This window comes from Actinotalea sp. C106 (genome assembly GCF_023630195.1).
In the GTDB taxonomy this organism is placed as follows: domain Bacteria; phylum Actinomycetota; class Actinomycetes; order Actinomycetales; family Cellulomonadaceae; genus Actinotalea.
In genome coordinates, this window is sequence record NZ_JALPKN010000380.1 from 1 (window position 1) to 2,496 (window position 2,496).

Here is a 2,496-nt window from a genome sequence, read left to right on the forward strand (position 1 = left end):
GGGCCGCGACCCGCGAGCGCATCCGCGCCTCGGCCGAGGCCCTCGGGTACCGGTCCAACGCGCTGGCCCGGGCCCTGGTGCAGGGCCGCACGGGGCAGCTCGGCGTGGTCGTGACCGACCTGACGAACCCGTACCACGCCGACGTCGCCCTGGGGGTCGAGGAGGCTGCGACCCGGCAGGGCCTCGGGGCGCTCATCGCCCACGGCCGACGGGACCCCGCCCGGCTCGCGGCCCACCTCGAGGCGATGCTGTCCCTCAACGTCGACGGCCTGGTGGTGGTCAGCTCGCGGGTCAGGCCCGAGGTGCTCGCCACCTGCGCCCGGCAGGTCCCGGTGGTCGTCGTCGGGCGGCCCGAGGAGCTGCCCGCGGGGGTCGATGCGGTCGCCAACCACGACGCCGCCGGGGCCCGCCTGGCCGTGGCCCACCTCGCGCAGCTGGGCCACCGCGAGATCGGCTTCGTCACGACCTCACGCCGCCCCACCGCCCGGGCACGCCATGAGGGGTACGCGCAGGCCCTGGTCGAGCTCGACCTCGGGGCCGAGCGCACGTGGACGGTCGAGGGGCCCGAGGAGGTCGCCGGCGCCCTGACGGAGCTGCTCGCCGCGGGGTGCACCGCCGTGCTGGGCAACAACGACCTGACCGCGGTGGCCCTGCTGGACCACGCCCATGACGCCGGCCTCGACCTGCCCGGCGGGCTCTCGGTGGTCGGCTACGACGACACCAGGCTGGCCACGACCGTCCGCCCGCGGCTGACCAGCCTCGACCAGGGCGGTGCGGCCCTCGGGGCGGCTGCGGTCGAGCTGCTCGGCGAGCGGGACGCGGGCCGACGGGAGGACCGGCACCTGGTCCTCGAACCCACGCTCCGTGCTCGCACCTCGACCGGGCCGCCGACGGGCCAGGGGTGACCGGGCTCCGGTAGCGGCACTACCGTGGCCAGCACTGGACACGGCGGACCGGACCCGGAGCGGCGGGCCCGTGCCCTGCGTCCGCAGCGACGAGGGTGGGGACCATGGGGCGGCAGGACAGGGCGACCACGGCCACGGCAGCGCAGGACCGGGCGACCACGGCCGCGACGGCGGCGGCGGCGACCGACCTGCTGCGCGCGGTCCTGGCCCTCGCAGCCGACCTCGACCTGCCGAGCCTCCTCGAGCGCTTCGTCGACGCCTCGACCGCGATGACCGGAGCGCGCTACGGGGCCATCAACATCCTGGACGACCTGGGCGCCTCGACCACCTTCGTCCAGAGCGGGGTGACCCCCGAGACGGTCGCCGCCCTGGCCCACCCGCCGCACTCGACCGGGGTGCTCGGGCAGATCCCGGCCGAGGGCTTCCTGCGCCTCGAGGACCTCACCCTGCACCCGGCCTTCGGGGGCCTGCCCGCCGGGCACCCACCCATGGGCTCGTTCCTGGGCACCGCGGTCCGCGTGCAGGACGCGGTCTACGGCTACCTGTACCTCTCCGAGAAGGAAGCAGGCTTCGACGACGAGGACGAGGCCGTCGTCGGGGCCCTGGCCGCGGCCGCCGCGGTGGCCATCCAGAACGCCGAGCTCTACGCCGTCGAGCGACGGCGCGAGGGCTGGCTCACCGCCGGCCAGCGCATCACGACCATGCTGCTGGAGGGGTCGGACCAGGAAGAGGTGCTCAGTCAGGTCGCGTGCTCGGCCCGGGAGATCGACGGGGCGGATACCGTCGCCCTGGCCCTGCCGGGGATCGACGGGGAGCTGGTGCTCGAGATCGTCGACGGGCAGGGGTACGACGACCTGTTCGGCGTGGTGCTGCCGCGCACCGGGCGCGCCTGGAGCGCCTTCCGGAGCGGTCGCGGGCAGATCGTGCCCTCCCTCGCACGGATCCCGGGGATCATGCCCGAGCTGCGGGGCTACGGGCCGGCCCTCTACGCGCCCCTGCGCTCGGCGGGCGAGAGCGTCGGGGTGCTCATGGTGCTGCGCCGGCTCGGGGCGTCGCCGTTCATCCCGAGCGACCTGGCCCTGGCGCAGTCCTTCGCGGGGCAGGCGGCCCTGGCCTTCGTCCTCGCCGAGGCCCGGCACGCCGAGGACGCCGCGGTGCTGCACGACGAGCGCATGCGCATCGCCCGCGACCTGCACGACCTCGCCATCCAGCAGCTCTTCGCCGCGGGCATGCAGCTCGAGACCGCCCGGCACCGGGCCGACGACGAGGCCCGCCTGCCCGGCCTGCTGGGGGTCCTCGAGGGGGCACGGGACAGCGTGGACTCGGCCGTACGGCAGATCCGGGTCATCGTGCGCACCCTCGACAGCCCCGACGAGACCACCTCCCTGGTCGAGCGGGTGCGCCGCGAGGCCCGCGGGGCGCAAGCCTGCTACGGCGTCCCCGCGAGCCTGACGATCACCCTCGACGGCCGCCCCGTGGACTCGGCGCAGGTCGAGCAGGGCGACGTCGACCGGATCGACGCCGCCCTCGGCACGTCCCGGGCCGACGACGTCGTCGCCGTGGTGCGCGAGGGCCTCGCGAACGCAGCCCG

The 2,496-nt window shown here is 76.0% G+C and carries 2 protein-coding genes; both read left to right on the forward strand.

Annotation, left to right across the window (positions count from 1 at the left end; genetic code table 11):
- Positions 1–905: LacI family DNA-binding transcriptional regulator (locus L0B03_RS16590; RefSeq protein WP_250447931.1), on the forward strand; the 905-nt coding region annotated here is incomplete at its 5' end.
- Between the two features lie 104 nt (positions 906–1,009).
- Positions 1,010–2,496, forward strand: a 1,487-nt coding sequence (locus tag L0B03_RS16595) for a GAF domain-containing protein (RefSeq protein ID WP_250447933.1), incomplete at its 3' end; no start/stop codon positions are given.